Below are 2,350 nucleotides of genomic sequence, written 5' to 3' on the forward strand. Positions count from 1 at the left end.
GACCCGCCATGCCCTTCCCGCCTCCCACCACCCACGGCCTCACCACCACGGACGGTCCCGGTGTCGCGCGTAGTTGGACCGTGGACACCGCGAAGCCCGTGAGCTACCGGGTCCGTTTCGCTCCCGGCGTTCTGGACCCCCGTAATCCCGCCCTCGCGCGTGCCGGGCTCCCGGACGGGGAGGGCACTCCGGCTCGGCGGCTGCTGGTCGTCGAGGAGGATGTGGACCGGCTGTACGGGGCGCGGCTCCGCGCGTACTGCGAGGCGGCGCGGCACGCGTCGTACACGGTGCATGTGCTGCCCGCGCACGAGCGGCTGAAGACGATGGACTCCGTGTACTCCGTGGTCGACGCGATGGACCGGTTCGGTCTGGACCGGCGGCGCGAGCCGGTCGTGGCGATCGGCGGCGGTGTGCTGCTGGACATCGTGGGCCTGGCGTGCAGCCTGTACCGGCGCAGTACGCCGTACGTCCGGGTGCCGACGACGCTGATCGGGCTGGTCGACGCCGGGGTCGGCGCCAAGACCGGCGTGAACTTCGGCGCCGGCAAGAACCGCCTCGGTACGTACCACCCGGCGACGGAGACGCTGCTGGACCCGGCGTTCCTCGCGACGCTCGACGAGCGGCATGTCGCCAACGGCCTCGCCGAGATCCTGAAGATCGCGCTGATCAAGGACCGCGACCTGTTCGACCTGCTGGAGAACAGCGGCGAGCGCCTGCTCGCGGGCCGGTTCCAGGCGGACGGCCCGCTGCGGACCACGGCACACCACGTGCTGGCCCGCGCGGTGCACGGGATGCTCGAAGAACTCCACGACAACCTGTGGGAGCACCGCCTGGAGCGGGTCGTCGACTACGGCCACTCCTTCAGCCCGACGCTGGAGATGAAGGCCCTCCCCGCGCTGCTGCACGGCGAGGCGGTCAACCTCGACATGGCGTTGACCACCGTGATCGCCCGTGGCCGCGGCCTCATGACGGACCGTCAGTGCACGCGTGTCCTGGACACGATGCGCGCCCTGCGTCTGCCGGTCCACCACCCCTTGCTGGAGCCGGAGTTGCTCCGCTCCGCCCTCGCGGACACGGTCCGCCACCGGGACGGCATGCAGCGGCTGCCGCTGCCGGTCGGCATCGGTGACGCGGTGTTCGTGAACGACCTGACGGATCGTGAGATCACCGGCGCGGCCCAGAAGTTGGCGCGCGCCGCGAAGGAGGTGCGGTCCCATGCGTGACGCACTGGTAGTGGCCGACGTGCACGCCCCCGCCGTGGTGCACGGCGTGCACGACTCGGACGGGATCTCCCGCTGGTCCTGCCTGGCGCGGCGGACCGGCCTGTACGGCGGCTGGGAGGCCGTCGAGTGGGCCTGGCTGCCGCCCGGCGGGGTCAGCGGGGAGCATCTGCACTCCCGCACCGAGGAGTTGTACTTCCTGCTGCGCGGCCGGGGTGAGATCCACCTCGACGGCGTGGCGCATCCGGTGCGCGCCGGGGACGCCGTCCTCACCGGGATCGGTTCCCGGCACGCGCTGCACAACACCGGGCAACGGCCGCTGTCCTGGCTGGTGGTGGAGTTGCCCGCGGTCTTCCCGAGGCCCCGCAGGTCTTCGGAGGAAGAGGAGCCTTCCGTGAACAGCATCGTCGTACGGGACCTGCGCGCCCATGGACCGCTGGACGCCCAGAGCGTCCTGACCGGGCCGCTGCGCACCATCCGGGTCCAGGACCTCCCGCCGCACGCGGGCGTGGAGTTCGCGGCGCGCGGCACCGAGCACACGGTGTTCGTGCTGAGCGGTACGGGGGTCGCCCGCACCGCCGACCGCGAGGTCCGGGTGGCCTCGGGGACCGCGCTGACCCTTCCGCTGGGCGGGACGGTGCGGCTGTGGGCCGGGGACGGCGGCCTGGAGTACTTCCACGCCGTCCTGGACGTCCCGCTGCCGGACGAACGCCGCCTCGCGGCCTAGCCCCCCCCAGCCCAACTCACCTCGACAGAAAGGGAGTCGGCCGTGATCGTCCACGACGGACCGTCCAGCGCCGTCCTGTTCGGGCCGGGCGAGGAGCGGGCAGCCGTCCGCTGCCTCGCCCGGCGGGGGATGCTGCACAGCGAGTGCGAGGCGTTCGACGAGGTCGAACTGGCCCCCGGCACCCGCTGGGAGCCGGCCGGCCGCGCCGGCACCGAGACCGTCTGGTACGTCCTGACGGGGACGGTGCACGCCGACCGGCGCCCCGTCCCGCTCACCGCGGGCGGCCTCATCCTCGCCCCGCACGGCGGCGCCACCACCCTCACCGCGGGCCGGCACGGCGCCCGGCTGCTGTGCCTGACCCTCGGCCCGGCGTCCGTGACCCGCGCCCTGCCCGCCCGCACCC

Annotated in this window: 2 protein-coding genes and 1 pseudogene; all 3 read left to right on the forward strand. The window is 73.4% G+C overall.

Annotation, left to right across the window (positions count from 1 at the left end):
- The first annotated feature begins 8 nt into the window (after window positions 1-8).
- On the forward strand, window positions 9-1,223 hold the full coding sequence (locus tag AOK24_RS08460) for a sedoheptulose 7-phosphate cyclase (protein ID WP_055719433.1): 1,215 nt from the start codon (window positions 9-11) through the stop codon (window positions 1,221-1,223).
- On the forward strand, window positions 1,216-1,947 hold the full coding sequence (locus AOK24_RS08465) for a cupin domain-containing protein (protein ID WP_055719432.1): 732 nt from the start codon (window positions 1,216-1,218) through the stop codon (window positions 1,945-1,947). Before AOK24_RS08460 ends, AOK24_RS08465 begins: the two co-directional genes overlap by 8 nt.
- A 42-nt stretch (window positions 1,948-1,989) precedes the next feature.
- Window positions 1,990-2,350 (forward strand): annotated as a pseudogene (locus tag AOK24_RS08470) (hypothetical protein); the annotation flags it as partial.

It is taken from the genome of Streptomyces niveiscabiei, assembly GCF_001419795.1.
Lineage (GTDB): Bacteria > Actinomycetota > Actinomycetes > Streptomycetales > Streptomycetaceae > Streptomyces > Streptomyces niveiscabiei.

Excerpts from the sequence above, each read along its gene's own strand:
- AOK24_RS08460 (WP_055719433.1), top strand. The coding sequence starts at position 9 with ATGCCCTTCCCGCCTCCCACCACCCACGGCCTCACCACCACGGACGGT.
- AOK24_RS08465 (WP_055719432.1), top strand. The coding sequence starts at position 1,216 with ATGCGTGACGCACTGGTAGTGGCCGACGTGCACGCCCCCGCCGTGGTG.